The organism is Mumia spirodelae (assembly GCF_050632745.1).
Lineage (GTDB): Bacteria > Actinomycetota > Actinomycetes > Propionibacteriales > Nocardioidaceae > Mumia.
The window spans coordinates 306428-331541 of record NZ_JBODSD010000005.1 but is presented as its reverse complement, the minus strand read 5'-3'; the positions used below and the strand labels follow the sequence as shown (position 1 = coordinate 331541).

Sequence of the window (25114 nt, the reverse complement as noted above, 5' to 3'; positions counted from 1 at the left end):
CGCTCAGCCGAGCGCGACGACGAGCTTGCCGGTGGCCGTGCCCTGCTCCATCGCGGTGTGGGCCTCCACGATCGCGTCGAGACCGTAGACGCGATCGATCGGCACCGTCGCCGTACCCGCCGCGACCGCGTCGAGGAACTCCTGGAGCACGGCGGCGGGGAGATCGCTCGCCTCGCCGCCGTACGCGGTCAGCCGGACTCCGTTGGGCAGGTAGCCGATCGGGTAGAAGTCCTTCACGATCCACTCGTCGGAGAGCATCCCCGTGAAGCAGACGACACCGTGGACGCGGGTGGCCCGCAGCGTGTCGGGGAGCGTCGGCGTGCCGACCAGCTCGAGCGCGGTGTCGACCCCGTCGGGGAGGATCTCGCGCACCCGGGGCGCCACGGCACCGTCGTCGATCAGGACGTGGTCGACCCCGACGGCGTGGAGCGCGTCTGCCTTGGCCGGGTTGCGGGTGGTCGACAGGACGGTCATGCCGCGCTGCTGGGCGAGCACGGCGGTGGCCATCCCGACCGACGACGTCCCGCCGCGGACGAGGATGAACTGGCCGGGGCGTGCGTCGAGGCCCACCGAGAGCGAGCCGTAGGCGGTCTGGAGCATCTCCGGCACGGCGCCGAGCGTGCTCCAGGGAAGGTCGCTCGCGAACGCGAGGACCTGGGCGACGGGGACGCACGTGTACTCGGCGTAGCCGCCGTCGAAGGTCCGGCCCATCCCGCCCATCATCGTCATCACCTGCTGACCGGGCGCGAGCTCGCCGCCGGGGCACTCGGCGACCTCGCCCGTCGCCTCGATGCCGAGGACGCGGGGGAACGTGACGCCCTCGGCGAGCCCGAGCCGCGTGTGCAGCTCCGAACGGTTGAGGCCGAACGCGTGGACGCGGATGAGCACCTCGCCCGGTCGCGGCTGCGGGATCGGCAGGTCGCGCAGGGCGAGGCTGCTCGGCGGGCCGGGAGCGTCGAGGACGACGGCGCGCATCGTACGGGGCATGGGTCAGGAGGCTACGTCGCGGGGCTGACGCGTTCGGCCAGCGTGGCGACGAAGTCCGCCGGCCGCTCCATCGACGGCAGGTGCGCGACGTCGGGCCAGATGACGAGCGCGGCGTCCGCGATCCCCGCGACGAGCGTCTCGGCCGTGCGTGTGATCGCGTCGACGTCGAGCCCGCCGGCGACCACGAGGGTCGGCACCTCGACCGCGTCGAGACGCTCCAGCGCCGGAGGATCCGGCTCGGACTCCTCCACGTCGTCCCAGTCGGCGGTGATCTCGAACGCGCGCCGCTGCATCCGACGCACCTGCGCGACCAGGGCGGGGTCGATCTCGTCCAGCGCACGGTGCGGGCCGGCGAGCCACCACTCGAGGTTCGCCTCGACGGCCGCCGGCAGGTCGCCGCGGGACAGCGCGGCGCTCTCCGCCGCGACGAACGCGCGCAGCTCGTCCGTCGCCTCGGCGATGAGCGAGCCTCCCGGAGCGACGAGCGTCAACGAGGCGACGAGCGACGGGTGCGCGAGCGTGGTCTCGACCGCGACGCCCGCGCCGTACGAGGCTCCGACGAGGTGGAAGCGGGCGATGCCGAGTCCGGCGATCGTCGCGACGAGGTCGTCGACGGGGGACAGCAGGCCGTCGGGCCGCTGTACGGACTCGCCGAACCCGCGGAGGTCGACCCGGACGACGTCGTACGACGCGGTGAGCGCGGGCCACACCGGGTCCCACATGCGCCGGTCGGCGACGCCGGCGTGCACGAGGACCACCGGTGGCCCGCCGGTCCGCGGGCCCGCGCGGACGTACGCGAGCGGTGTCGGCTCTGCTCCTGCGGTCGGCACCCGCCCATCGTCGTACGACGTGCCCGGCGCCGGCGCACCGCCCCTGCGATCGTGGAGGCATGGGTGAGTTCGAGGTCCTCATCGTGGGACTCCTGGTCGCCGTCGCCGGGTTGGGGGCGCTCGCGCACCGGATCGCGGTGCCGTACCCGATCGTCCTCGTCGTCGGCGGCGCCCTGGTCGGCTTCGTGCCGGGGTTGCCGCCCGTGGAGCTCGAGCCGGAGGTCGTGCTGGTCGTCTTCCTGCCGCCGCTGCTCTACAAGTCCGCGATCTACGCCAACTTCGGCGACTTCCGGTCCAACGTCCGTGCGCTGACGTTCAGCACCGTCGCGCTCGTCCTGGTCACGATGTGCGCCGTGGCGTGGGTCGCGCACACGCTGGTGCCCGGGCTACCGTGGGGCGCCGCGTTCGTCCTGGGAGCGATCGTGTCCCCGACCGACCCCGTCGCGGCGGCCACGATCATGCGGCGGCTCGCGGTCCCGCGCCGGCTGGTCAGTGCGATCGAGGGCGAGGGCCTGTTCAACGACGCCACGGCGCTCGTCGCCTACCGGGTCGCGGTCGCGGCCGTCGTGGCCGGAACCTTCTCGCTCCTCGAGGCGGGGGTGGAGTTCGTGCTCGGCGCCGTCGGGGGCGTGCTCATCGGCCTGGCCGTCGGCTGGGCCGCCGCGCAGATCCGCGCCCGCCTCGCCGACCCGCAGGTGAGCATCACGATCTCGCTGCTCACCGGCTACGCGGCGTTCGTCCCTGCGGACGCGCTCGGCGCCTCGGGCGTCCTCGCGACCGTCACGGCGGGTCTGTTCATGGGGATCCGCGCTCCGCGGATCCTGCCGGAGTCGCGCACCCGGCTCCAGGGCTTCTTCGTCTGGGACCTGCTCGACTACCTCATCAACGCCGTCCTGTTCGTGCTGATCGGACTTCAGCTGCGGACGGTGGTCGAGGCGCTGTCGGGCTACTCGACCTCGGAGCTGGTCGGGTACGCGGTCGCGGTGGCGGGCGCGGTCGTCGGCGTGCGGCTGGTCTGGTTCTTCACCGTGCCCTACCTCATCCGGGCGCTCGACCGGCGGCCGTCGCAGCGCGAGCGCCGGGTCGACGCGCGCTCGCGCCTGGTGCTCGGCTGGAGCGGGATGCGCGGCGCGGTGTCGCTGGCGGTCGCGCTCGCGGTCCCGTTGACGACCGACGCGGGCGACGCCTTCCCTCAGCGCGACCTGATCGTGTTCCTCACGTTCGCGGTCATCTTCGTGACGCTGGTCGTGCAGGGGCTGACGCTGCCGGCGCTGATCCGTCGGCTGGGCATCACCGACGGCGGTGACGAGGAGGCAGAGGAGGTACGGGGTCGGCTGGTCGCGACGAAAGCGGCGCTGGCCGAGCTCGACCGGCTCGAGGGGGAGGACTGGGCCCGCCCGGACACGGTCGACCGGATGCGGGCGATGTACGAGTACCGCAAGGCGCGCTTCGCCGCCCGCGCCGGCAAGATCGAGGACATCGGGTACGAGGAACGGTCGTCGGCATACCAGCGGATGGTCCGCGCCGTCCTCGGCGCCCAGCGCGACGCGCTGCTGCGGCTGCGGCACGAGGGCGGGATCTCCAACGAGGTCGCCAACCGCATCCTCCAGGACCTCGATCTCGAGGAGTCGCGGCTCGAGAGCTGACCCCCATGCCCGATGATCGGACGATGGTGAACCCGAGGAACGCACGGTCGACGCTCTTCACCGGAGGGTCCGTCTTCGACGGCCACCGCCACGTCGGCGCCGCCGAGCTGCTGGTGCGGGAGGGCCGGGTCGTCGCCGTCGGGCGCGGGCTGGACCGTGACGGCGCGGAGATCGTGGACCTGGCCGGCGGCCTGGTCGCGCCCGGGTTCGTCGACGCCCACGTCCACGCCGTCCAGGGCGGTCTGGAGCGGATCCGCTGCGACCTGACCGATGGCGCGTCCCGCGACGACTACCTGCGGATCGTCGCCGCCTACGCCGAGGAGCACCCGGACCGCCCGTGGATCCTGGGCGGCGGGTGGGCGATGGCGGCGTTCCCGGGAGGGACGCCCACCGCTGCGGACCTGGACGCCGTGGTGCCGGACCGGCCGGTGTTCCTGCCCAACCGCGACCACCACGGCGCCTGGGTCAACAGCCGTGCGCTCGCTCTCGCCGGAGTCGACGCGTCCACGCCGGACCCGCCGCACGGGCGGTTCGAGCGCGACGCCGACGGACGCCCGACCGGCACGCTGCACGAGGGCGCGATGGAGGTGGTGGCACGGCTCGTGCCGCGGACCACCGAGGCCGAGTACGACGCGGCGCTGCTCGAGGGGCAGCGCCATCTCCACTCGCTGGGCGTCGTCGGCTGGCAGGACGCGATCGTCGGTGCCTACGCCGGGATGGACGACCCCGGCCCGGCGTACGTCCGCGCCGCCCAGCGCGGCGACCTGACCGCGCACGTGGTGGGCGCCCTGTGGTGGGACCGCGAGCGCGGGGAGGAGCAGGTCGCGTCCCTCGTCGAGCGGCGCGACGCCTTCACGGTCGGGCGGTTCCGCGCGACGAGCGTGAAGATCATGCAGGACGGCGTCGCCGAGAACTTCACCGCGGCGCTCAGCACGCCGTACCTGGATCGGTGCGGTCACGCGACGACGAACACCGGCCACTCGTTCGTCGAGGCCGACGCGCTCAGGCAGTACGTCGCGCGGCTCGACGCCGAGGGCTTCCAGGTGCACGTGCACGCGATCGGTGACCGCGGAGTGCGCGAGGCGCTGGACGCGTTCGCGGGCACCGGTCCGGCGCGGCGTCACCACCTCGCGCACCTGCAGCTGGTCCACCCCGAGGACGTCGCACGGTTCGCCGCCCTCGGCGTCGCCGCGAACCTGCAGATGCTGTGGGCGTGCCTCGACGACCAGATGGTCGAGCTGACCTTGCCGTTCCTCGGGCCGGAGCGGTCGCGCTGGCAGTACCCGTTCGGCGACCTGCTGCGGGCCGGCACCCGGCTCGTCGCCGGCAGCGACTGGCCGGTGAGCAGCCCGGACCCGCTCGAGGCGATCCACGTCGGCGTCAACCGCTGGGCGTACGGCGAGGCGGGCCCCGGCGGGCACGAGCCGTTCCTGCCCGACCAGGCCCTGCCGCTCGAGGCGGCGTTCGCGGCGTACACGTCGGGCTCGGCGTGGATCAACGGCCGTGACCGCGACGGCGGCGCCGGCGTGCTGCGCGAGGGAGCGGCGGCGGACCTGGTCGTGCTCGACCGCGACCCCTTCGAGGGGCCGCCGAGCGAGATCGCGGCGGGGACGGTCGTGTCGACCTGGGTCGACGGTGTCCCGGTCTTCAGCACCTGACGGGTCGTCGGCTCAGTGGCCGGCGAGCGCGTTCTTGACCACCGCGATCGCGAGCGCGACGACGAGCACGGCGACCGCGTAGACGGCCGCACGGAGGTACGACGCGCCGCCGCTGCGCGCGACCGCGAAGCCGGTCGCCGAGATGAAGACCGCCAGCACGGTCTCGACCGCCTCGAGCTCCCACGACTCCGGGAGCACCAGGACGGGGACCGAGGCGAGCAGGGCGACGAACGCGGCGCCGGTCAGCTGGGCGCCGCCCGACCGGACGTCGTGCCACCGGATCTGCCCGGCTCCGACCAGCCGCGCCGACAGCCGGAACGCGAACCAGTGGGCGAGGGCGAGGCCGACGCTCACGCCCCAGACGATCCCGAGGACGTGCGCGTGCGCCGCACCACCCTCGGGCAGCGCGATCAGGGCCGCGAGCAGGCAGAGCGCCACGTACAGCGCCATCGTCGCGGCTTCCTTGCGGTCCTCCGCGCCGTCCTCGGTCGCCCGGGAGACGGCCGGAGCCTCGGAAGGGTCCGCCATGGCGCCATCATGGCACCGAAGACCGGTCCGGCGAGGTCAGCGCCGGGGCGGCTTCACCGCGAGCACCGGGATGTCGATCTGCAGGAGGATCCGCTGAGCGGTGCTGCCGAGCAGGAGCTTGCCCACGGGGGAGCGTCGCTTGATCCCGATCACGAGCACGCTCGCGTCGACCGCCGCGGCGACCTCCTCCAGCACCGGGACGAGGTCCTCGTGGTGCGGTGTCTGCCGCAGCTCGAGGACGACGCCGGCCTCCTCGGCGCTGCGGCGGAGCGCGTCGCTGCGCGCGCCGTCGATCAGCGCCGCGTCGACCGGCGCGCCCGGATGGGGGGAGTTGACCACGACGAGGCGTGCCTTGCGGTGGGCGGCCTCCTCGAGCGCGGCGTCGAAGGCGGCGTTGCCCTCGGGGGTGTCGAGGTAGCCGAGGAGGACGGTCATGGGTGCTCCTTGTGGTGGGGATCGGCCGCGCGGTGGGAGTTGTTCACTCCCGTGAGCTCGGTACGAGGCTTCTCGGCGTCGGCGTCTGCGTCGGCGTCGGCGTCTGCGTCGGCGTCGGCGTGCTCCGCCGGGGCGGTCGGTGCGCCGGGCGCCGTCGGCTCCGGGTGTGTCAGGGCCGCGTCGGTGTCCCGGCGCCACCGGCGTGCGAGACCGACCAGCGGGAGGAGCAGGACGATGAGGAAGGCGGCGAGGAGCGTGCCGGAGATCGGCCGGGTCACGAAGCCGGTGACGTCGCCCTCGAAGACGATCAGGGACCGCCGCGCGTTGCTCTCCAGCAGCGAGCCGAGCACGAAGGCGAGCACCAGCGGCCCGGGCTCGAAGCCGAACTTCTTCATCAGGTAGCCGAGCAGGCCGAAGACGCAGACGAGGAAGATGTCGAACGTGCTGTTGGCGACGGTGTAGACGCCGATCAGCGTGATGAGGACCGTGATCGGCGCGAGGATCGACGAGCGGATCGTCAGGATCTTCACGAACAGGCCGACCAGCGGGATGCTCATGATCAGCAGCAGGATGTTGCCGATGTACATCGAGTTGACGACACCCCAGAACAGGTCGGGGTTGTCCTCGACGAGCTGCGGGCCCGGGGTGACGCCCTGGATGAGGAGAGCGCCGAAGATGACCGCGATGGTCGCGTTGGCCGGGATGCCGAGGGTCAGCAGCGGGATGAACGACGACGTCGCGGCGGCGTTGTTGGCCGTCTCGGGGGCGGCGACGCCCTCGACCGCGCCCTTCCCGAAGCGCGACGGGTCCTTGGCGCGCTTCTTCTCCACGCCGTACGCGGCCATGGACGACAGCACCGCGCCACCACCGGGCAGGATTCCGAGGACGAAGCCGATCACGGAGCCGCGCCCGATCGCACCGGAGGACTGACGCAGCTCGCTGCGCGACGGCCAGACGTTCTTGACCTTGGCGGGCGGCTTGCTCGCCGCGTCGCGCTGCTCGAGGTTGTAGAGGATCTCGCCGAGACCGAAGATGCCCATCGCGATCGGGACGAAGTCGATCCCGTCGGCCATCGACAGCGAGTCGAACGTGAACCGCTCGGCGCCGGTGAACCCGTCGCGACCGACGGTGGCCAGCAGCAGACCGACGCACGCCGCGATCACGGCCTTCAGACGTCCGCCGTTGCTCACCGTGGCGACGAGCATGATGCCGAGGAGGGCGAGGACCGTGTACTCCGGCGGGCCGAAGTCGAGCGCGAAACCGGCGATCAGCGGGGCCAGGAACGTGAGGGCGACGATCGAGACGGTGCCGCCGATGAACGAGCCGATCGCCGCGATGCCGAGCGCCGTGCCGGCCTTGCCCTGGCGCGCCAGCGCGTACCCGTCGAATACGGTCACCACCGACGACGCCTCGCCCGGCAGCCGCAGGAGCACCGACGTGATCGTGCCGCCGTACTGCGCCCCGTAGAAGATGCCCGCCAGCATGATGATGGCGGTCACCGGCTCGACGTTGAACGTCAGCGGCAGCAGGATCGCGATCGTGGCCGCCGGGCCGAGGCCGGGCAGGACGCCGACGAGCATGCCGACGAGGACGCCGATGAGGCAGTAGAGCAGGTTCTCCGGCTGGAGCACGACGCCGAAGCCGTCGATGACCGGGCTGATTGAGTCCATGGTGGTTCTCCGTGACCGTCAGGGACGGGCTGGGTCAGAAGAGGTGGGGGATCGAGACGCCGAGGGCGACGACGAAGATGGCGTAGAAGACCGCCACCATCGCGACGCTGCCCACGATCGAGACGCGCCAGCTCTCCCGGCCGAGGAAGCGCAGCCACACGAACGCCAGGAGGACGGCCGGGATCTCGAACCCGATGGTGCCGACGATCAGCGCGAACGGAACCATCGTCGCGAGCGCGGCGAGCACCGTCAGGCTCGAGCGGCTGAACTTCTCCGCGTCATGGGTGGAACGGGCCCGTGCGGCGAGGACGACGCCCAGCACCGTGAGCACGACGCTCACGGCGAGGGGCCAGGACCCCGCGGCGGGCTCGGACAGCGAGCCCACCCCGAGGTCGATCGAGAGGACGATCCCCACGACGCCGAGCGCCACCACGGCACCGGCGGCGACCAGGTTCGCGAGCGGGCCGGCCTCAGGGGGCTTGGCTGCCTCCCACTCCGCCGCCAGCTCCTCGGGCGTCGCTGCCTCGCGCACGGGCTCGGTCACGACGCGTCACCCATGTCGATGTCGTACTTCTCGACCAGCTCGGCGTACGAGTCGCGGGCCGCGGTCCACTCCTCGACGACCTCGTCACCGCTGATCTCGTGCGGCGTGAGGAGGTTCTTCTCGTTGAACTCCTGGTACGCCGGGTCGTCGAACCCGGCCTGGAAGGCCTCCTCGAGCCGGTCGATGGTCTCCTCCGGGGTGCCCTTCGGGGCCACGATCGCGCGGTACTGCGAGACGGGGACGTCGTAGCCGGACTCGATCGCGGTCGGCACGTCCTCGAGGTACTTGTTGCGCTCCTTGGAGAAGACGACGAGCGGCGTCAGCTTGCCGGCCTGGATCTGCGGGTAGGCCTCGCCGAGCTGGATGCTCGCGACGTCGACCTGCTTGCCGAGCACCGCGGTCATCGCGGGGGCGCCGCCGTCGAACGGGACGTCCTCGCCGGCGACCCCGGCCTGGTTGAACAGCAGCTGGGACGACAGCTGGCTGCCGGTGCCGACGCCGGTGGTGCCGAAGTTGACCTTCTTGCCGGACTTGATGAGGTCGTCGACCGTCTTCCAGCCCGAGGCCGGGTTCGCGACCAGCACGTAGTCGTCCTGCGAGATGCCGGTGACGACCTCGTAGTCCTCGATGTCGACGACCTCGTCCTCCGACACCGCCAGCGGGGTGATCGCGATCAGCGAGGCGTTGATGACCATGAGGTTCTGGCCGTCGGCCGGCTTGCCCTCGAGCTCCTTGGCCGCGACCGCACCGTTCGCGCCGGGACGGTTCACGACAGGCATCGACTCGTCGAGGTCCTTGGACGCGGGATCGGCCAGCGCACGACCGATGAGGTCGGTGCTGCCGCCCGGGTCCTGGCCGATCATCAGCGTCACGGCGCCGTCGGGGAAGTTGTCGGCCGACGCCTCGTCGTCTCCGCCGAGGTTGCCGCCGCAGCCGGCGACGGCCGAGGCGAGCAGGAACGCGCCTGCTGCGGCTGCGGTGCGGGTGAGAGTTCGACGGCGCATGTGGGTCTCCTTCGTGCGGGGAGTGCGGAGGTTGTGGCCTTGTGACTGCCATCACGCTGTGGCCTGTGTGGGAGCGTAGGAGCCGCTGTCATGCATGTCCAAGCCCGATCCTGCATCGAGTGATACCCTCCGGGCACCATGTACTCGTTCGAGCAGCTCCGAGGATTCGTCGCCGTCGCCGAGGAGCTCCACTTCGGTCGGGCGGCCGAGCGCCTCAACATGACGCAGCCGCCGCTGAGCCGGATGATCCAGAAGCTCGAGCGGGAGATCGGGGTCCGCCTCTTCGACCGCGACAACCGCGGAGTCGCCATCACGACCGCCGGGCAGGCCTTCCTCGTCGAGGCCAAACGGCTGCTCGCGCTCGCCGAGGCCGCGCCCGACCTCGCCCGACGGATCTCGCGCGGCTCGGTGGGCACGGTGCGGATCGGGTTCACGGCCGCTTCAGCGTACGGGGTGCTTCCCGGCCTGCTCGACCACCTGTCGCGGACGGTGCCCGACATCGACGTGGACCTGTACGAGATGGTCACCCGCGAGCAGATCGAAGGGCTGCTCACGCACGGCATCGACCTCGGCCTCGCGCGACCGCCGTTCGACCCCGACGAGTTCGGGAGCCGGCTGCTGCGGCGCGAGGAGATGATGGTCGCCGTCCCCGCCGGCCACCCGCTGACGGAGCTGAAGCGCCCGCTGCGGCCGGAGGACCTCCAGGCCGAGCCGTTGATCATGTACTCCACTACCCGCGCGCGCTACTTCTACGACCTCGTGGTCGGGATCGTCCCCGTCTTCCACGAGAACGTCGTCCACTCCGTGAGCCAGGTCCTGACGATGGTGTGGCTGGTCAGCGCCCGCAGCGGCGTCGCGTTCGTCCCGCGCTCGACGACCCTGCTCGGCATCGCGGGCGTCGAGTACCTGCCGCTCGTCACCACTCCGGCCCAGCCGGTCGAGCTGCACCTCCTGTGGCCGCGCGACTCCCAGAACCCGGCGCTGCACGCGGCGCTGCGCGCGTTGACCGACTTCCCGGTGGACGACTGACCGTCCTCCGGTGATATCGGCGGGGTATCACCTCATGTCCTGTTCGTCTTGGACAGCATCGCGCGCGCGTTCCTAAGGTTGAAGGCGGCCCTTCTCCCGACCTCGCGAAGGAACGCATCCGTGACCACGACCGCCCCTCCCGCCGGAGACCACCGCGACGCCCTCGGGGGTGCTGTCCCGACGGTCGCGAAGGTCGAGGCCGTCCCGGTCGCCGGGCACGACTCGATGCTGCTCAACCTCAGCGGCGCCCACGCGCCGTACTTCACCCGCAACGTGGTCGTCGTGACCGACAGCGACGGTCGTACGGGGCTCGGCGAGGTGCCGGGAGGCGAGGACATCCGGCGCACCCTCGAGGACGCCGGCCGGCTCCTTGTCGGCGCACCGGTCAGCCGGTATGCCTCCCTGCTGCGCGGCGTCCAGGCGACCTTCGCCGACCGCGACGCCGGCGGACGCGGGCTGCAGACCTTCGACCAGCGGGTGACCGTCCACGCCGTCACCGCGCTCGAGTCGGCGCTGCTCGACCTGCTCGGTCAGTACCTCGGGGTCCCGGTGGCCGAGCTCCTCGGCGAGGGACAGCAGCGCGACGCGGTGCCGATGCTGGGCTACCTCTTCTACGTCGGCGACGCGGCCGCGACGGACCTCCCGTACGTCGTCGAGCAGGACCCGGCCGACGCGTGGGAGCGGGTACGCCGCCGGCCGGCGCTCGATCCCGACGGCGTCGTCGCGCTGGCCGAGGCGGCGCAGGCGCGCTACGGCTTCCACGACTTCAAGCTCAAGGGCGGAGTGCTGCCGGGCGCGCAGGAGATGGACGCGGTCCGCGCGCTCGCCCGGCGCTTCCCCGACGCCCGCATCACGCTCGACCCGAACGGCGGCTGGCTCCTCGCGGACGCGGTCGCGCTGTGTCGCGACGCCGGCGACGTGCTGGCGTACGCCGAGGACCCGTGCGGCGCGGAGGGTGGCTTCTCCGGTCGCGAGACCATGGCGGAGTTCCGCCGGCAGACCGGCCTGCGCACGGCGACCAACATGATCGCGACCGACTGGCGGCAGCTCGCCCACGCGGTGCGCAGCCACGCGGTCGACATCCCGCTGGCCGACCCGCACTTCTGGACCATGCGGGGCTCGGTGCGGGTGGCGCAGCTGTGCCACGAGTTCGGGCTCACCTGGGGCTCGCACTCCAACAACCACTTCGACATCTCGCTCGCGATGTTCACCCACGTCGGCGCTGCGGCGCCGGGAGAGATCACCGCACTCGACACGCACTGGATCTGGCAGGACGGCCAGGCCCTGACCGAGGCGCCGCTGGAGATCCGCGACGGGGCCATCGCGGTGCCCGACCGCGCCGGGCTCGGCATCGACCTCGACCGGGACGCGCTCGCCGAGGCACACGCGCGCTACGTCGAGCACGGTCTCGGCGCCCGTGACGACGCGGTGGCGATGCAGTACCTCGTGCCCGGGTGGGAGTTCGACCCGAAGCGTCCCGCCCTCGTGCGCTGACCCGTCCCCGGGCGCTCAGCCCAGGGCGAGGTGCACCGCGAGCGCCAGACCGGCGACGCCGATCGCGTACCGCAGCGGACGCTCCGGTGCGATCCGGACCAGCGTGGGACCGATCACCCCGCCCACGGTCGCGCCGAGCCCGAGCGCGAGGACCGCGGGCCAGTCGACCGGGGCGAGGATGACGTACGCCAGGGCGGCGACGCCGTTGGCGGCTCCGGTGTAGACGTTCTTGGTCGCGTTCACGACGGCAAGCCGGTCGCGGTAGCGCACGGCGAGGACGGCGAGCGCGATCACGCCGACGCCCGCGCCGAAGTAGCCGCCGTACACGCCGACCAGGAGCAGGAGCAGGATCCACCCCGGCGACCACGGCCGGGCCCTTCGGGTGGAGCGGGCACGCCGGCGGTCGGTCCAGCGGACGATCCGGTCCCGGGCGAGGATGAGCACGGCGCCCAGGGCGACGAGCCACGGGACGACGCGCTCGAACGCCGACGGTGGCGCGGACAGCAGCAGCACGGCGCCGAGGAGCCCGCCGATCGCGGAGAGCGCGGCCAGACCGGCGACACGGCGCCCTTGACCCCGCAGCTCCGGCCGTGACCCGACCACGCTGCCGACGGTGAGTCCGAAGAGGGCGACGGTGTTGGTCACGTTGGCCTCGAGCGGGTCGAGCCCGACCGCGAGCAGCGCGGGATAGCTGGCGATCGACGCCAGCCCGGCCATCGATCCCACCACGCCGGCCACGACGCCGGCCGCCACCAGCAGGAGGACGACGTCGGGCGTCATGGCACCGCGGCGACCACGGGCGTACGGGCACGACCGTGGCGCAGCCAGTCCTCGACGTTGGCGACCAGGAGGTCGTCCATGGCAGCCCGCGTCTCCTGCGTCGCCGACCCCATGTGGGGGAGGAGCACGACGTCGTCGCGCCCGAGCAGCGCGGCGGGGACGTGCGGCTCGTCGGCGTACGTGTCCAGGGCCGCACCCGCGATCCGGCCCTCCTCGAGCGCCCGCACCAGCGCCGGCTCGTCGACGACCGACCCGCGGGCCACGTTGACGAGGAAGCCGTCCGGTCCCAGGGCGTCGAGCACGTCGGCGTCCACCATCGCGGAGGTCGCCCGACCTCCGGGCACGGTCACGACCAGCGAGTCCGCCCACGCCGCGAGCTCGCGCGCCGTGGCGGCGTACCGGTACGGCGAGCCGCTCACCGGGCGGCGGCTGTGGTAGCCGACCTCGCACCAGAAGCCGTCGAGGCGGCGGGCGACGGCGGTGCCGATCCGGCCCATGCCGAGGATCCCGACCCGGGTCCCGGCGAACCGCCGTCCCAGCGGGTACGGCTCGCCGGCGGACCACGCGCCCGCCCGGACGAAGCGGTCCGCGGCGCTCATCCGGCGGCGCACGTCGATCAGGGCCCCGACCGCGAGGTCGGCGACGCAGTCGTCGAGGACGCCCGGGGTGTTCGCGACGGTGACGCCGCGCTCGGTCGTCGCGGTCAGGTCGACGTGGTCCAGACCGACGCCGTAGCTGGCGACCAGCTCGAGCGCGGGGAGCGCGTCGAGGAGCGCCCGGTCGACGCGCACCTTGTTGGTGAGGACGGCGACGCGCGTGCGTGGACCGGCCTCACCGACGGCCGCGGCCTCGTGGGTGCGCAGCCGCTGCACCACGCCACGACGGAGCCGGCCGAGGAGGGCCACCTCGACCGGCTCGTGTGCGTCCGGACGGCTCAGGGCCGCTTCCCGAACTCGGCCGTCGCGACCGTCCAGGCTCGGGCCTGCTCGCTGAGCGTGAAGCCGAGGCCGGGGCGGTCGGAGACGTACATACGGCCGTCGCGGGTCTCCAGCTGCTCGTCGAACAGCGGGTCGAGCCAGTCGAAGTGCTCGACCCACGGCTCGATCGGGTACGCCGCCGCGAGGTGGAGGTGGATCTCCATGGCGAAGTGCGGCGCGAGCTCGAGCTGCTTGTGCTCGGCGTACGCCGCGAGCTTCTGGAACTGCGTGATGCCACCGATGCGGGGGGCGTCGGGCTGCACGACGTCGGACGCGCCGGCGTCGATGAGCCGGACGTGCTCGGCGACGCTCGCGAGCATCTCGCCGGTCGCGATCGGGGTGTCGAGCGCTCGGGCGAGGTTGGCGTGCCCCTCGGCGTCGTACGCGTCCAGCGGCTCCTCGATCCAGACCAGGCCGAACTCCTCGAAGATGCGGCCCATCCGCATCGCGGTCGCGCGGTCCCACTGCTGGTTGGCGTCGACCATCAGCGGCACGTCGGGGTCGAGGGCCTCGCGCACCGCGGTCACGCGCGCGACGTCCTGACGCCAGTCCGGCTGACCGACCTTGAGCTTGATCGCGCCGATGCCGGCCTCGAGGGACCGGCCGGCGTTCTCAATCACCTCGTCGATCGGCGTGTGGAGGAATCCGCCGGAGGTGTTGTAGGTCCGCACCGAGTCGCGGTGCGACCCGAGCAGCTTCGCCAGCGGCAGGCCGGCGCGCTTCGCCTTGAGGTCCCACAGGCTGACGTCGATCGCGGCGATCGCCTGGGTCGCCAGGCCGCTGCGTCCGACGGAGGCACCCGCCCAGGTGAGCTTGGTCCAGAGCTTGCCGACGTCGCTGGGGTCCTCGCCGATGAGCACCGGCGCGATCTCCTGGGCGTGGGCGAACTGCCCGGGGCCGCCGGCGCGCTTGGAGTAGGAGAAGCCGACCCCCTGGTAGCCCTGCTCGGTCGTGATCTCGGCGACGAGGAAGACGACCTCGGTCATCGGCTTCTGACGGCCGGTCAGCACCTTGGCGTCGCTGATCGGGACCTTCAGCGGGAGCACGACCGACGAGAGTCCGACGTGGGCGATCCGGTCGATCGTGGCGTCGGCCTGGGCGGCGGCGATGCGGGCGGCGTCGGGCGAGCTGAGCGCGCTGACGGGCCGGGCGTCGGTGGTGGGCACGGTTGCTCCTGGTCGTACGGGGCGGTGGTCGACGTCGGTCACTGCTCGGGCCGCCCGTCGATGCGCCGGAAGATGGCGAGGCTGTTGGCGTCGCGGAGCTCTGCGGGGAGCAGGTCGTCCGGGACGTCCTGGTAGGCGACGGGGCGGAGGAAGCGCTCGATCGCGCGCATCCCGACCGAGGTCGTGCTCGGTGCGGAGGTCGCGGGGTACGGGCCGCCGTGGACCATCGCGTGCCCCACCTCCACGCCCGTCGGCCAGCCGTTGACGATCAGACGTCCGGCGATGAGCTCGAGGTGCTCCAGGAGCTCGCCCGCCGTGCCGTGGTCGCCGTCGGTGAGGTGCACGGTGGCGGTCAGCTGGCCCTCGAGCGATGCGACGACGGAGAGGAGCTCACCAGCGTCGGCGACACGGACGACCAGGGACGCGGGACCGAACATCTCGTGCTGGAGCTGCGGCTGGGCGAGGAACTCGCCGCCGGTCACCTCGTAGAGCGTCGGCGTCCCGGTGCACGCGATCGACGCGTCCGCGGTGCCGGCACCGAGAGGGCGTACGCCGTCGCCGTCGGCGGTGGCGGCCGTGGCGTCGGCGAACGCCGTCGCGATGCCCTTGCTCAGCATCGGGACAGCGGCGACGTCGGCGACGGCGCCCGCCGCCGCGGCGGCGAGGTCGTCGGCGCCCGGGCCGTCGACGACGAAGAGCAGACCGGGCTTGGTGCACAGCTGCCCCGCGCTCCCGGTGACCGAGGTGACGAACGCGGAGCCGATCTCGGCGCCGCGCTCGGCGGCCGCGCCGGGCAGCACGAACACGGGGTTCACGGCCGACATCTCGGCGTACACGGGGATCGGGACCGGCCGACGCTGGGCCAGCTCGACGAGCGCGAGTCCACCCGCGCGCGACCCGGTGAACCCGACGGCGCGGATGCGCGGGTCGGTCACGAGGGCGCCGCCGAGCGCGTTGCTGGTCCCCTGGAGGAGCGAGAACGTCCCCTCGGGGAGACCGTGGCGGCGGACCGCGGCCCGGATCGCCCGGCCGACGATCTCGGACGTGCCGGGGTGCGACGGATGGGCCTTGACGACGACCGGGGCACCGGCCGCGAGCGCCGACGCGGTGTCGCCGCCCGCGACGGAGAAGGCGAGCGGGAAGTTGCTCGCGCCGAACACCGCGACCGGGCCCAGCGGCACTGAGCGCTGCCGGACGTCGGGCTTCGGGAGCGGGCCGCGGGACGGGTCGCCGGGATCGATCCGTGCCTGCAGCCAGCTCCCCTCGCGCAGGGTCGCCGCGAACATCCGCAGCTGCCCTGTGGTGCGCGCGGTCTCGCCCGCGACGCGACCGGCCGGGAGACCCGTCTCCGCGGTGACCCGCGACGCGAGCACCTCCGCGCGTGCCTCGATCTCGTCGGCGATCGACTCGAGGAAGGCGGCGCGCTCGTCGGGGGACGTGCGCCGGTACGTCGGGAACGCGTCCCACGCGAGCTCCGTGGCGCGGGCGACCTCGTCCGGGCCGCACTCGCCGAAGGCCGGATCGAGCGCCGCGCCGGTCGCGGGGTCGTACGCGTGGAACGTGCCGCCGGCCTGGCCGTCGACGTCGTCGGCGCCGATCAGCGAGCGGCCGGCCAGGGACGCGTCGGTCAGGGTCGCCTCGGTCATTCAGCCCACCTTCCTCGCGAGGGCGGCCAGCTCCTCGAGCTCGACGTCGTCGAGGTCGGTGAGCGGCGGGCGGACCGGGCCGGCGGGGCGGCCGATGACCTTCATGCCGGCCTTGATGATGCTCACCGCGTATCCGGGGGCGCGGTTGCGCAGGTCGCAGTAGGGGATGACGAAGTCGTTGAGCGCGTCCACGACGTGGGCCTGGTCGCCGCGGCGGACGGCATCGTAGAAGTCGACGGCGAACCGGGGGAGGAAGTTGAAGATCGCCGACGAGTAGGTCGTGAGGCCGAGGCTCAGGTACGGCAGCGCGAAGAGCTCCGCGGTGGGCAGGCCTCCGACGTAGAGGAGCCGGTCGCCGAGCGCTGCGTAGAGGCGGACCATCTGCTCGACGTTACCGACACCGTCCTTGAAGCCCACGAGGTTCGGGCACGCGTCCGCGAGCTTCTCGACGGTTCGCTCGTCGTACACGGCGTTGGCGCGGTTGTAGATGATGACGCCGAGGTCGGTGGCGTCGCATACCGCCTTGACGTGGGCAGTCAGACCCTCCTGGCCGGCCTCGGTGAGGTACGGCGGAAGGAGCAGGATGCCCGAGGCGCCGGCGCGCTCGGCGGCGACCGCGAGCTCGACCGCCGTGGCGGTGCCGTAGCCGGCGGGGGCGATGACGGGGAGGTCCTCGGGCGCCTCCTCGACCGCGGCGCGGACGGTCTGCTCGACCTCGGCCGGGGTGAGCGAGAAGAACTCGCCCGTCCCGCCGGCCGCGAAGAGTCCCGCGGCGCCGAACTCGGACAGCCAGCCGATGTGGTCCCGGTAGGCCTTCTCGTCCAGCGTCAGCTCCTCGGTGAGGTGCGTGACGGGGAACGACAGCAGGCCGGACCCGAGCCGGGCGGCGACATCGGTGGGGGTGAGCTGCGACACGGGTTGCTCCTCGGACGGGGACAGGACGTGTCTCGACCCTAGGAAGCCGGAGTGATTCTGGTCTAACACTATCTGTGGATTGTTCGATACCCCGTCGGCATCGTTTGGGCGTTCACCTCGGTGGATACCCAGCGCCTCTCGCACGATGCCTCGACGATCTTGGCGCACGGTCGGCCTGCGCTCGTACGGTGCGTCTCGGAGAGGAGCCCGATGAACGCCACCCCCACGCTCACTGCCCTCGCCGATCGCCTCCGCGCCACCCTTGGAGAGCGGGCGGTGCTGACCGGCCGCGACACCGACGGGTACGCCGCGGACTGGCGCGGGGCGTACCGCGGCGAGGCCCTCGCGGTCGTGCGCCCGGCGTCGACCGCCGAGGTCGCGGCCGTCGTGACGCTCTGCCGGGAGGCCGGGGCGAGCATCGTGCCGCAGGGCGGCAACACCGGCATGTGCGGCGGCGGCGTGCCCGACGCGTCCGGGACGCAGGTCGTGCTCTCGCTCGACCGGATGCGGGCGGTCCGCGCGGTGGATGCGGCGAACGACGCCCTCGCCGTCGACGCCGGCGTCACGCTCGACGCCGTGCAGGAGGCGGCGCGGGCGAACGGGCGGCTCTTCCCGCTCACCCTCGGCTCGCAGGGCAGCTGCACGATCGGCGGCAACGTCGCCACGAACGCCGGCGGTGCCGGTGTCCTCCGCTACGGCATGATGCGCGACCTGGTCCTCGGACTCGAGGTCGTCCTGCCCGACGGGCAGGTCTGGGACGGCATGCGCGCGCTGCGCAAGGACAACACGGGGTACGACCTCAAGCAGCTCTTCATCGGCTCGGAGGGGACGCTCGGCGTGGTGACCGGTGCTGTGCTGCGGGTCTTCCCGGCGGTCGCGGCGCGGGCAACCGTCTGGGTCGCGCTGTCGAGCGTCGAGGCCGGCGTGGCGCTGCTCGCGCTGCTGCGGCGGCGAGCTGGCGCGCGGCTGGCGGCGTACGAGCTGGTGGCCCGGACCGCGCTCGACCTCGTCCTCGCGCACGGGACGGGTGCGCGCGACCCGTTCGGAGAGGCTCACCCCTGGTACGGGCTGGTGGAGCTCGAGGACGCCGACGGCGAGGCCGCGCTCGAGAGCATCGTCGAGTCCGCGGTCGGGGAGGCGTTCGAGCGCGACCTCGTCGCCGACGCCGTGGTTGCGGGGAACGCGGCGCAGCGCGCGGCGCTCTGGGGCCTGCGCGAGGGAGTCTCCGAGGCCCAGAACGCCGTCGGCCCCAGCCTCAAGCACGACGTGTCGGTGCCGATCAGCAGCCTCGCGGCGTTCGCCGCCGACGCGGACCGTGCCGTCGAGCAGGTCGTGCCCGGCGTCCGACGGGTCACGTACGGCCACGTGGGCGACGGCAACCTGCACTACAACCTCAGCAAGCCCTACGGGGCCGACGACGCCGCGATCCTCGCCGCAGCCGACGCCCTGACGGCAGCGGTGTACGACGCCGTCGCGCGGCACGGCGGGAGCATCAGCGCCGAGCACGGCCTCGGGCGTACGAAGGCCGCCGCCGCCGCGGCGTACAAGGATCCCGTCGAGCTGGCGCTGATGCGGAGGCTGAAGTCCGCGCTCGACCCCGACGGGCTGATGAACCCCGGCGTGCTCCTGTCCTGACCGCGGGCCGAAAACCCGGGCGACGCCGGTAGGCTCCGCGCCGTACCGTCCCGCCATGCACAGGATCAGCAAGCGACTCTTCTCCTGGGCGTCGCTCATCGAGGACGACACCCTGGCTCAGGCCGAGCGCACGGCGTCGATGCCGTTCGTCTTCCCGCACCTCGCGCTGATGCCGGACGCCCACCTCGGCAAGGGCGCGACGGTCGGGTCGGTGATCCCGACCGAGCGCGCCATCATCCCGGCGGCGGTCGGCGTCGACATCGGCTGCGGCATGATCGCGGTGCGGACCCAGCTCACGCTCGACGACCTCGTCGGGCGGGACCTGTCGGTGCTGCGCGAGAGCATCGAGGCCGCGGTGCCGCTGTCCGCGGGCCGCTACAACGCGGGCCTCACGGCGAGCGCGGCGGAGCGCATCGCCGAGCTCGAGACGCTGGCGGCGGCAAAGGGGCTCGACCCCGCGACGTACGCCCACAACTGGCGGCTGCAGCTGGGGACGCTCGGTTCCGGCAACCACTTCATCGAGGTCACGCGCGACGAGCAGGACCGCGTGTGGCTGTTCCTCCACTCCGGCTCGCGAGGCGTCGGCAACAAGATCGCCCAGCACCACATCCGCGTGGCGCGCGACCTCGCCGCGAAGTGGTGGATCGACCTGCCGGACCCCGACCTCGCCTACCTCGTGGAGGACACCGACGAGTTCCGGGCGTACGTCGACGGGCTCGACTGGGCGCAGGAGTTCGCGCGGCTCAACCGCGAGGAGATGATGGATCGCGTCGTCGCGTGCCTCGGGCACTTCCTCGACACCGACGTGGAGCGCGCGGAGGTGGTGAACTGCCACCACAACTTCACCCAGCGGGAGCACCACTGGGGACGCGACGTGTGGGTCTCCCGCAAGGGGGCGATCGAGGCGCGTGAGGGCCAGGCCGGCCTGATCCCAGGCTCGATGGGTGACGCCTCGTACGTCGTCGCGGGCTCGGGCAACAGGGTGTCTCTCCGCTCCGCCCCGCACGGAGCGGGCCGCCACCACTCGCGCTCGGCCGCGCGGAGGCGGTTCACCCAGGACGACCTGCGCAAGGCGATGGTCGGCATCGAGTACCGCGACACCGACGCGTTCGTCGACGAGATCCCGGCGGCGTACAAGCCGATCGACGTCGTCATGGCCGACGCCGCCGACCTCGTCGAGGTCCGGCACACGCTGCGTCAGGTCGTGAACGTGAAGGGAGACTGACGCGATCTCGTGTCGACGGGCCGCGGCGCGTGCTAGGAAGTCTCGAGCGCGCGCCGCGGTGGCGTGCCGTCCCCGAGGAGCGGCGTGTCCGAGCCCACGATCCCCTGGTACGCCCTGTTCGGTCTGATGACCGTCGGACGTGGTCCCCTCCCGACGCTGCGGGGGGTCGTCCGCGTTGTGTCGTACGACCCGGAGGACGACGAGGAGCCGGTCGAGACGGTGACTCGCGTGTGGGTGAGCGGAGAGCTCGTACGACGGGAGACGCTCGAGGGTCGGCTGATCGCGATCGACGGCGAGGACGACCAGTGGGTGTGGGACGGTCCGGACGAGCCGCCGGTGTGCGACTGGCACTCCCACACCGCGTTCGTGGAGGACGGCGGACTGCTGACGCGGCGCGGCCTCGAGCACTGGGACGAGGAGGAGCCGGAACCAGCCGTCGAGCCGATCGTGTCGACCACCTACCTCGGGCGTCCGGCCTGGGACGCCCGCTGGGACGGAGCGGACCCGCGTCGGATGGTCGTCGACGACGAGACCGGGCTGGTCCTCCGGCAGATGCGCCCGGGAGGCTATCTGCTCACGGCCGAGTGGACCGAGCTCACGCTCGGGGAGGACCTGGACGACGCGTTGTTCCGGTGGGAGGGTCCGACGCGGCCCGGTGAGGACGACGAGGAGGACCGGGACTGGGAGGACGACGACTGGGACGACCGTCGCGCGCTCCCCGGTCGCGACGGCTGACGGCGCTGCGGAAGTCGGTCGCGCGGCCACGGCACCGCCGGTTAGCGTCGCCCGCATGGATATCGACGTCGTGACGCTCGCCGACCGGCCCGAGCTCGAGCCGCTGCTCAGCCGGTTCGACGGGGCGTGGCCGGAGTTCATGCGGTGGGACCCGGTCGGGCCGGTCTACTACGCCGTGGTCGAGGAGTGCTACCCCGAGTTCGTGCAGATCGCGCTCGACCCGGCGGTGCCGGACCGCGCGGTCGCCGCGGCCTACAGCGTCCCCGTCGCCTGGGGTGACGACCCGCTGCCGCCCGGGGGATGGGAGCGGATGATCCAGCGGTCGGCGATCAACCGGATGCTCGGCACGCCGACGACGATGGTGTCCGCCCTCGAGATCTGCGTGCAGCCGGACCGGCGCGGGCGTGGCCTGTCGTCGGTCATGCTGGCCGCGATGCGCGCGAACGCCCAGCGGCTCGGCTACTCGACGCTGGTGGCCCCCGTCCGCCCCAGCGCGAAGCACGAGCGCCCCGACGAGCCGATGAGCGAGTACGCCCGCCGCGTCCGTCCCGACGGCCTCCCCGAGGACCCGTGGCTGCGCACGCACGTCCGCGCGGGCGGCGTCATCGAGGCGGTCGCCCCACGCTCGATGATGGTGCCCGGGACGCTTGAGGAGTGGCGGCGCTGGACCGGTCTCGCGTTCGACACGAGTGGTCCGGTCCACGTCCCCGGTGCGCTCGCGCCGGTGCACTGCGACGTGGACCAGGACCACGCGGTGTACGTCGAGGCGAACGTGTGGGTGCGTCACACGATCGCGTGAGCCGAGCAGGTCAGCCGAGCAGCGCGTTCATGCGGCCGTAGTCGACGCCGCCGGCGAGCGCGTCGAACGTGCCCTCGCTGAGCACCGCGCGCGCCAGGCGCTCGGTGAGCGCGTACGCGGCCTCGGGGAGCGCCGTACCGGTGCTGATCCGGCGGACGCCGGCCTCGGCCAGCTCGCGGACGGTCGGTGAGCCCGGACCGGCCAGCGCGTTGACCGGAGCGTCGACCGCCTTCGCCACGGTGGCGAGGGCCTCGAGGTCCCCCAGGCCAGGGACGAACACGCCGTCGGCGCCGGCCTCGGCGTACGCGCGGGCCCGTGCGACGGTGTCGTCGAGGTCGTCGACGCCCAGCAGGTAGACGTCGGTCCTGGCGTTGACGAACAGCGCCAGGCCCGCGGCGTCGGCGGCCCTCCGCGCCTCGCGGATGCGGCCGGCCATCGCCTCGGTCGCGATCAGCGCGCCGGACTCGGAGTCCTCGAGGTTGATGCCGACCGCTCCGGCCTCGATCACGCCCGTCACCGTGGCGGTGACGTCGCCGAAGCCGGCCTCCACATCCGCCGAGACGGGCACGTCGACCGCGGCCACGACGCGGCGCACGGCGTCGAAGAGCGCAACGGGCGCAAGGCCCTGTCCATCGGAGGCGCCGAGCGACCAGGCGACTCCGCCGCTCGTCGTGGCGATCGCGCGGGCACCTGCCTCCTGGACGAGGCGTGCAGATGCGGCGTCCCACGCGTTGGGCAGGACGAGGAGGTCGTCGTGGAGAGCACGGAAGGACGCGGCGAGGTCGTGGGAGGTCATGGCGTCAGTCTGGCGGGCCGCTCCGACAGGTTCCGGCGGGAATCGGACGCGGCCGTCGGCGTTCAGCCGGGCGAGTCTCCCGCCCCTTCCGGCAGGGTCGGGGCGTCGGTCGGGTAGAGGCCGGCGACGAACCCGTAGACCTGGTCCCCGCTGCGCGGGATCTGCGCGAACCGGCGGGCCACCTCCTGCACCTCGGCCCAGAAGCTGCGCACCTCCTCGATCGGGATCCGGGCGTGCACGAGCGTGCAGCGCAGGTCGTCGGCCGCGTTGGCGGGCGCGGCCTCGGCGGCGGCCTGCGCGAGACCGTTGAGGGAGGCGACGACCTGCTTGTCCTCGGCGCGGTGGAGCGCACCGACGTAGATCGTGCGCGCGACCCGGCCGAAGTAGCGCTCCTCGATCGCCCGCACGCGCCGCGTCCGCACCACGCGGGCGAGCCCGACCTCGACCAGCAGGTTGACGTGGTAGTCGACCGTGCTCTTCGGTCGGTCGACGGCGCGCGCCATCTCGGTGATCGTGGCGGCGCGCTCGAGCAGGAGCTCGAGGAGCGTGCCGCGCAGCGGGTCCGCGAGCGCACGCAGCTGCTCCGGTGCGGTGACCACGACCATCTCGTCGAGCTCGTAGTCGGGGATCTGCTCATTGACCGACATATCTGGACCGTTCTATCGTGATGGATCAATCGAACTCTATCGTCCGAAGGCGAGAGGAACCGCACCATGGCCGAGGTCGTTCTCTTCCACCACCTGCGAGGACTCACCGACGGTGTGAAGGCCTTCGCGGACGGGCTCGCCGGCGGGGCGCACACGGTGCACACCCCCGACCTCTTCGAGGGCGAGCTGCCCGCCAGCCTCGAGGACGGCTTCGCGCTCTCGCGCGAGATCGGCGACGAGGCGATCGCCGCGCGGGTCGACGCGGCGCTCGACGGCCTGCCGGCAGGTCTCGTCTACGCCGGCATCTCGTTCGGCGTGATGACGGCACAGCGCCTCGCGCAGACCCGTCCGGGGGCGCGCGGCGCGCTGCTCTACGAGGCCTGCCTGCCGATCACGGGGGAGTGGGCCTTCGGTCCGTGGCCCGACGGGGTCCCGGTGCAGATCCACGGCAAGGACGACGACGAGTTCTTCGCCCACGAGGGAGACATCGATGCCGCGCGGGAGATCGTCGCGGCGGTCGGGCCGGACCTGGGCGAGCTGTTCGTGTACGAGGGCGCCGAGCACCTGTTCTTCGACAGCGCGCTCCCGACCTACGTCCCGGAGGACGCGGCGCTGGTCGTGCAGCGCTCGCGGGCGTTCCTCGACCGGCTCGGCTGAGAGCTCACCGCACGAGGTCGAAGAACGCGCAGACCTCCGTCACGAAGGACTCCGGCTGCTCCCACGCCGGGAAGTGGCCGCCGCGCTCGGGCTCGCGCCACGAGCGGATGTCGGTGAACCGCTGCGCGGCCGCGCCCCGGGTCGGCTGCTGGAGCTCGTAGGGGTAGAGGCAGCACCCGGTCGGCACGTGCACGCGGTCGCGGGGGAGGAGCGGACCGCCGAGCCATCGCGACACGTCGGCCAGGCTCTCCCAGTAGAGCCGGGCCGCGGAGGCGCCGGTGGCGGGGAGCCAGTAGTGCATGAGGTTGTCCAGCACCGCATCACGGCCGAGCGTGCTGCGCGGGTCGGTCCACGCGTCGAGCTTCTCGAGGATCCAGGCGGCCAGGCCGGCGGGGGAGTCGGTGAGGGAGTAGCCGATGGTCTGCGGGCGCGTCCGCTGCTCGAGCGAGTAGCCCGAGGCGTCGTCCGGGTCTGTGAGCTCGCCGGTCGCGCCGTCGCCGGTCCCGCCGTCCCCGGTCGCTTGCGGGCCGGGCAGCGGCGGTGCGAGCGGCGGCATCAGGAGGATCCCGGCGATGTGCGCCGCGTCCTGCTGCCCGAGGCTCGCCGTCACGCTCGTGCCCCAGTCCGTCCCCTGCGCTCCGTAGCGGTCGTACCCGAGCCGGGCCATCAGGTGCGCCCACGCACGGGCGATGCGCTCGACACCCCAGCCCGGCTCGGTCGGCTTGTCGCTCCAGCCGTAGCCCGGCAACGACGGCACGACGCAGTGGAACCCCGCCTCGGTGAGCGGGCCGAGCACGTCGAGGTACTCCACGACGGATCCGGGCCACCCGTGCGTCAGGAGGATCGGGAAGGCGCCGGGATCCTCCGACCGGGCGTGCAGGAAGTCGATGCCGAGGCCGTCGACCGTGGCCCGGAACCGGCCGATCCCGTCGAGCCGTGACTCGCACCGCCGCCAGTCGTAGCCGTCGGCCCAGTAGGCGCACAGGTCCTGCAGCGTGCCCAGGTCGATGCCCTGACGCGGGTCGGTCGCGGGCTCGGGCCACCGCGTCGCCCGCAGCCGCTCGCGGAGCGTGTCCAACGCGTGGTCGGGCACGACCGGGGAGGAGCGCTCGATCATGGAACCCATGATCGTCGGGTGGTGCGACAGATCCGTCCCGAAACCGGTTTGATCCGAGCCGCCCGTCGAGAGAGGATCGTTGCCGGCCACAACCGGCCAACGATTCGTACGGAACGGAGCGCGGGATGCAGCACCCGGGAAGCGAGGCGGCCCTTCTGGCCTGCTCAGGCTTCGGGCACGCTGCCTCGACCACC

General features: G+C 72.8%; 24 protein-coding genes. 9 read left to right on the top strand and 15 right to left on the bottom strand.

Annotated features, from left to right (window positions below; all coding sequences use genetic code 11):
- Positions 1-3: 3 nt before the first annotated feature.
- Positions 4-987, bottom strand: coding sequence for a zinc-binding alcohol dehydrogenase family protein (locus tag ACQSSQ_RS21715; RefSeq protein ID WP_431329229.1), 984 nt, complete (start codon positions 985-987; stop codon positions 4-6).
- 11 nt (positions 988-998) lie between these two features.
- Complete coding sequence (locus tag ACQSSQ_RS21710) at positions 999-1817, bottom strand: alpha/beta fold hydrolase (protein WP_431329228.1); 819 nt, start codon at positions 1815-1817, stop codon at positions 999-1001.
- A 59-nt stretch (positions 1818-1876) separates the two neighbouring features.
- On the opposite strand from ACQSSQ_RS21710, the gene ACQSSQ_RS21705 reads away from it, so the two are divergent.
- Positions 1877-3463, top strand: coding sequence for a Na+/H+ antiporter (locus tag ACQSSQ_RS21705; protein ID WP_431329227.1), 1587 nt, complete (start codon positions 1877-1879; stop codon positions 3461-3463).
- Between the two features lie 5 nt (positions 3464-3468).
- Positions 3469-5121, top strand: coding sequence for an amidohydrolase (locus ACQSSQ_RS21700; RefSeq protein WP_431329226.1), 1653 nt, complete (start codon positions 3469-3471; stop codon positions 5119-5121).
- 12 nt (positions 5122-5133) lie between these two features.
- On the opposite strand, the gene ACQSSQ_RS21695 is transcribed toward ACQSSQ_RS21700, so the two are convergent.
- From ACQSSQ_RS21695 to ACQSSQ_RS21675, 5 genes are read right to left on the bottom strand one after another with little or no spacing between them, the layout of a single operon-like run.
- Entirely contained in the window at positions 5134-5649 is a 516-nt protein-coding gene (locus ACQSSQ_RS21695; RefSeq protein WP_431329225.1) for a hypothetical protein, read from the bottom strand.
- A 36-nt stretch (positions 5650-5685) separates the two neighbouring features.
- On the bottom strand, positions 5686-6084 hold the full coding sequence (locus ACQSSQ_RS21690; protein ID WP_431329224.1) for a universal stress protein: 399 nt from the start codon (positions 6082-6084) through the stop codon (positions 5686-5688).
- Positions 6081-7754 carry a tripartite tricarboxylate transporter permease gene (locus ACQSSQ_RS21685; RefSeq protein WP_431329223.1) on the bottom strand — a complete coding sequence of 558 codons (1674 nt, stop codon included), beginning with the start codon at positions 7752-7754 and terminating at the stop codon, positions 6081-6083. The genes ACQSSQ_RS21690 and ACQSSQ_RS21685 overlap by 4 nt, the downstream gene beginning before the upstream one ends.
- A 34-nt stretch (positions 7755-7788) precedes the next feature.
- Complete coding sequence (locus ACQSSQ_RS21680; RefSeq protein WP_431329222.1) at positions 7789-8298, bottom strand: tripartite tricarboxylate transporter TctB family protein; 510 nt, start codon at positions 8296-8298, stop codon at positions 7789-7791.
- Complete coding sequence (locus tag ACQSSQ_RS21675; protein WP_431329221.1) at positions 8295-9302, bottom strand: Bug family tripartite tricarboxylate transporter substrate binding protein; 1008 nt, start codon at positions 9300-9302, stop codon at positions 8295-8297. Before ACQSSQ_RS21675 ends, ACQSSQ_RS21680 begins: the two co-directional genes overlap by 4 nt.
- A 138-nt stretch (positions 9303-9440) precedes the next feature.
- On the opposite strand from ACQSSQ_RS21675, the gene ACQSSQ_RS21670 reads away from it, so the two are divergent.
- Together ACQSSQ_RS21670 and ACQSSQ_RS21665 are read left to right on the top strand one after the other, a co-directional pair.
- Entirely contained in the window at positions 9441-10331 is an 891-nt protein-coding gene (locus ACQSSQ_RS21670; RefSeq protein WP_431329220.1) for a LysR family transcriptional regulator, read from the top strand.
- A 120-nt stretch (positions 10332-10451) separates the two neighbouring features.
- Complete coding sequence (locus ACQSSQ_RS21665; protein ID WP_431329219.1) at positions 10452-11825, top strand: enolase C-terminal domain-like protein; 1374 nt, start codon at positions 10452-10454, stop codon at positions 11823-11825.
- A gap of 15 nt (positions 11826-11840) precedes the next feature.
- Here ACQSSQ_RS21665 and ACQSSQ_RS21660 read toward each other — a convergent pair whose 3' ends face one another.
- From ACQSSQ_RS21660 to kdgD, 5 genes are read right to left on the bottom strand one after another with little or no spacing between them, the layout of a single operon-like run.
- Positions 11841-12605: a sulfite exporter TauE/SafE family protein gene (locus ACQSSQ_RS21660; RefSeq protein ID WP_431329218.1), complete on the bottom strand. Its 765-nt coding sequence runs from the start codon at positions 12603-12605 to the stop codon at positions 11841-11843.
- Complete coding sequence (locus ACQSSQ_RS21655; RefSeq protein ID WP_431329217.1) at positions 12602-13510, bottom strand: 2-hydroxyacid dehydrogenase; 909 nt, start codon at positions 13508-13510, stop codon at positions 12602-12604. The genes ACQSSQ_RS21660 and ACQSSQ_RS21655 overlap by 4 nt, the downstream gene beginning before the upstream one ends.
- A 29-nt stretch (positions 13511-13539) precedes the next feature.
- The gene (locus ACQSSQ_RS21650; protein WP_431329216.1) at positions 13540-14748 is read right to left on the bottom strand and encodes an L-talarate/galactarate dehydratase; all 1209 of its coding nucleotides are present in this window, start codon (positions 14746-14748) and stop codon (positions 13540-13542) included.
- Positions 14749-14786: 38 nt separating this feature from the next.
- Entirely contained in the window at positions 14787-16394 is a 1608-nt protein-coding gene (locus ACQSSQ_RS21645) for an aldehyde dehydrogenase (NADP(+)) (protein WP_431329215.1), read from the bottom strand.
- On the bottom strand, positions 16395-17309 hold the full coding sequence (gene kdgD, locus ACQSSQ_RS21640; protein WP_431329214.1) for a 5-dehydro-4-deoxyglucarate dehydratase: 915 nt from the start codon (positions 17307-17309) through the stop codon (positions 16395-16397).
- A gap of 210 nt (positions 17310-17519) precedes the next feature.
- On the opposite strand from kdgD, the gene ACQSSQ_RS21635 reads away from it, so the two are divergent.
- The 4 genes from ACQSSQ_RS21635 to ACQSSQ_RS21620 all read left to right on the top strand — a co-directional run bounded on the left by ACQSSQ_RS21635 (position 17520) and on the right by ACQSSQ_RS21620 (position 21703).
- On the top strand, positions 17520-18944 hold the full coding sequence (locus tag ACQSSQ_RS21635; RefSeq protein ID WP_431329213.1) for an FAD-binding oxidoreductase: 1425 nt from the start codon (positions 17520-17522) through the stop codon (positions 18942-18944).
- Between the two features lie 55 nt (positions 18945-18999).
- Positions 19000-20169: an RtcB family protein gene (locus tag ACQSSQ_RS21630; protein WP_431329212.1), complete on the top strand. Its 1170-nt coding sequence runs from the start codon at positions 19000-19002 to the stop codon at positions 20167-20169.
- Positions 20170-20253: 84 nt separating this feature from the next.
- Positions 20254-20904 carry a hypothetical protein gene (locus ACQSSQ_RS21625; protein ID WP_431329211.1) on the top strand — a complete coding sequence of 217 codons (651 nt, stop codon included), beginning with the start codon at positions 20254-20256 and terminating at the stop codon, positions 20902-20904.
- Positions 20905-20959: 55 nt separating this feature from the next.
- Positions 20960-21703, top strand: a complete 744-nt coding sequence (locus ACQSSQ_RS21620; RefSeq protein WP_431329210.1) for an N-acetyltransferase — start codon at positions 20960-20962, stop codon at positions 21701-21703.
- A 10-nt stretch (positions 21704-21713) separates the two neighbouring features.
- Here the strand turns inward: ACQSSQ_RS21620 and ACQSSQ_RS21615 are convergent, their stop codons facing one another.
- A complete protein-coding gene (locus ACQSSQ_RS21615; protein ID WP_431329209.1) occupies positions 21714-22499 on the bottom strand; it encodes an isocitrate lyase/PEP mutase family protein in 786 nt (261 codons plus the stop codon).
- A 62-nt stretch (positions 22500-22561) separates the two neighbouring features.
- The gene (locus ACQSSQ_RS21610; RefSeq protein ID WP_431329208.1) at positions 22562-23146 is read right to left on the bottom strand and encodes a helix-turn-helix domain-containing protein; all 585 of its coding nucleotides are present in this window, start codon (positions 23144-23146) and stop codon (positions 22562-22564) included.
- A gap of 66 nt (positions 23147-23212) precedes the next feature.
- Between ACQSSQ_RS21610 and ACQSSQ_RS21605 the strand changes: the two genes are divergently transcribed.
- Complete coding sequence (locus ACQSSQ_RS21605; RefSeq protein ID WP_431329207.1) at positions 23213-23803, top strand: dienelactone hydrolase family protein; 591 nt, start codon at positions 23213-23215, stop codon at positions 23801-23803.
- Positions 23804-23807: 4 nt separating this feature from the next.
- Here ACQSSQ_RS21605 and ACQSSQ_RS21600 read toward each other — a convergent pair whose 3' ends face one another.
- On the bottom strand, positions 23808-24920 hold the full coding sequence (locus ACQSSQ_RS21600) for an epoxide hydrolase family protein (protein ID WP_431329206.1): 1113 nt from the start codon (positions 24918-24920) through the stop codon (positions 23808-23810).
- Positions 24921-25114: the final 194 nt, after the last annotated feature.